Below are 2,631 nucleotides of genomic sequence, written 5' to 3'. Positions count from 1 at the left end.
CAGAATATGCCGTTCTTCTGATAGCCTGGAGCCACTGACTTGATTTGCTGATATTTCTCAGTTCTGCTGGTTGTGCTTCGAAGAACTGCTTTTTTATGACACTGAACCTCCGGGAACGGAGATCTTCGATCCTTAAGATTATAAGTAAGGCTGTCACGGAGAAGCAAGCGCGCCGGCAGCATCCTCACTTTGTGCCAGAATCTGTAAGTTGGAATCCTGAGAAACATTGTTTGACATTCGAATTCGCTGTCCAGCTTCTTTCTTGAGCTGAAGTTGTGGAGCGAATTCGTGGTCCCGCAAATGATTGATTCGTCTAATCCTCACTTGAAACAATGCAGTTCACGGAAAGATTAGAAGTCCGATTCATTCCATGATGATGTAATTTCAGAAACCAGATTCCACGACTAATAGAATGACCGCTATCGATCAACTGGGAGTGCTACGCTGCGAATCGGCATTGCATGCAGATACGCTCTTCACCGGCTTCGCATTTTTCTGTCTTCTGACTTGATTCAAAATCCTGATCTTCTGTCACTTTAGCCGGCAACTCGTCATCTCAAATCTCCCGAGACTTCCCGGTTACTCCAAATGGTTGGTTCAGAGCGCCAATATGAGTCCGCCCTCTCCAGCATATGTGGCAATCGCAGGACCCATCTTTCCAATTATTACTTCCGAATCTCTCGCGCGTTTTCTTATTTCAGAAGCAAAGAACTCAGCGTCTTTGAGATTATCCACGTGTGTTATGCCAAAGATCTTCTTCCCGGTCTTTGAGGAAGCTTCTATCAACTCAATTATCGCTTCTCTAAATCTCCTGCTTCCTCTTACCTTCATAAGGAGCTTAACTTCGCCATTTATGCCGTGCAGGATAATCTTCATGTTCAAAATGTTAACCAGGCTGCCTTGAAATTTGCTAAGACGGCCGCCTTTGACAATATTCTCCACTGTCGCAAGAGGGATGATAATCTTCAAGTTTTCTCGGTACTTCTCCAGCGCTTCGACTATTTCGTCCAACTTAGCACCCGATTCAGCCATTCTAGCGGCTATCAGTACCTGAATGCCATGTGAAATCGAACCTGCGAGAGAATCGAATACGATCGCCTTGCCTCCGCTCATTTCGGCTCCGAGGATCGCTGATTGATACGTACCGCTGAGTTTTGATGAAATAGTAATGCAAAGTGGAGTTTCACCCTTCTTCTGAATATCCTCAAAGATCTCAGCAAAATCGGCCGGCGAAGGTTGAGATGTCTTTGGAAGCTCCCGGGATTTGCCCATTAATCGCCAGAACTCCTCTGGAGTGATGTCGATATCTTCCTTGAAAGTCATATCATCAACGGAAATGTTGAGAGAGGCAAAGGGAATACCATACTTCTTCAACGTTTCAACCGGCAGATCACATGAGCTGTCCGTTACTATCCTGACCACCGTATCCCTCCTCCGTGTTCATATAATAAGATTATATGTCATTACGAGTCCATAGCAATGATTGGGCAGAAAGTCGTCCAATACTTGAAACCATCTTGGTGGAAAATTGTCTCTAAAGACCACCGAATACCTAATTCCAAAAGAAAAGGGCGGATCGTCCGCCCTTTTGAATCCTATTCGCTGACCAGTCTATCTGCCAGATGCAATCTCTTTGAACCTTTCAACATCGAGTACTTCAGGAGAATAGCTTCCTGCAAGTCTCTCATACTGCCTGAGGAATGCCCTGAGGTGGTTCTCAGAGCCTCTAAGCAGATTTTCGTATACCCTTGCAGTCCTCGAGTCGATATCTCCCTCAAGCAAATCTTCCAGGTCCTTAATATCTATCTCTTCTATCAGAAGACCAACTTTTACCGCATCCAGAAGAGACTTGCTTCCACTCTCGATGAGTTCATCATAAAGCTTCTGAAGCGTCGAATCGGTGAAGACTCCAACTTCATTTTCTCCTACAGGATCTACCATGTCAAAATCGCCGATTAGAGAAAGAACCGCTTCTGTATGAGTCTGTTCGCTTCTAGCAATGTTACTGAAGACATTTAGTCCCCACATTTCGTAGAGAACGGTATAGACGTCATGAGCCAGCTTTTCTTCTTCTCTCATGAAAGCAATTCCATCTTCCTCGGTCATTAAGCCGCTGGCCAGTGTCATTGAACTGAAAATCAGAACTATCGCTATTGCATATAATACTCTCTTCATTATCTTCTACCTCCGTTTTTTGGATCTTGAATAGATATTAACCTGCGTGGCTTAAAATCTCCTGAGAATCTGGAGATCGCTCGAAGGTCAATCCTGTTGGCTTTATCTTTCCTTTTCACTCACAATCGAAGAGTTTCGCCTGACTGAATGAATATTCGTTGCAGAAATTCAGTAGTGTGTTGAGACTAGAGGTCATTGGAAATTACAAAGTTGCTCAGAGTTTTAAAGCAGCCTTTCAGTCCACTATTCTTCAAATACTCTTCTCGCGGCTTTCATTGCTATTGATCTCGGCACCAACCTTGATCCTGAAGCGATTATTTTGTTGATCAACCCGCTTACCACGCTTCTCTTTCCTTTTTCAAATGCATCAAGTGCCCTTTTCACAACTTCTTCGGGGGACATGGACCCCGGCAGCTGCTTCCTTCCTCCCGAAGCGACATCGAAAAACTCTGTTCT

At 44.5% G+C, this 2,631-nt stretch carries 3 protein-coding genes; all 3 read right to left on the bottom strand.

Translation table 11 applies throughout. The annotated features are described in order from the left end of the window. Positions 1-597 precede the first annotated feature (597 nt). The gene (locus ENN47_06935) at positions 598-1,422 is read right to left on the bottom strand and encodes a DegV family protein (GenBank protein ID HDP77903.1); all 825 of its coding nucleotides are present in this window, start codon (positions 1,420-1,422) and stop codon (positions 598-600) included. A 189-nt stretch (positions 1,423-1,611) separates the two neighbouring features. Then, complete coding sequence (locus ENN47_06930) at positions 1,612-2,175, bottom strand: DUF2202 domain-containing protein (GenBank protein HDP77902.1); 564 nt, start codon at positions 2,173-2,175, stop codon at positions 1,612-1,614. 243 nt (positions 2,176-2,418) lie between these two features. Then, positions 2,419-2,631, bottom strand: a 213-nt coding sequence (locus tag ENN47_06925; GenBank protein HDP77901.1) for an SDR family NAD(P)-dependent oxidoreductase, incomplete at its 5' end; no start/stop codon positions are given.

Source organism: Mesotoga infera (assembly GCA_011045915.1).
GTDB lineage: Bacteria > Thermotogota > Thermotogae > Petrotogales > Kosmotogaceae > Mesotoga > Mesotoga infera_D.
The sequence above is the reverse complement of the archived record's forward strand: the minus strand, read 5'-3'. Positions and strand labels throughout refer to the sequence as shown.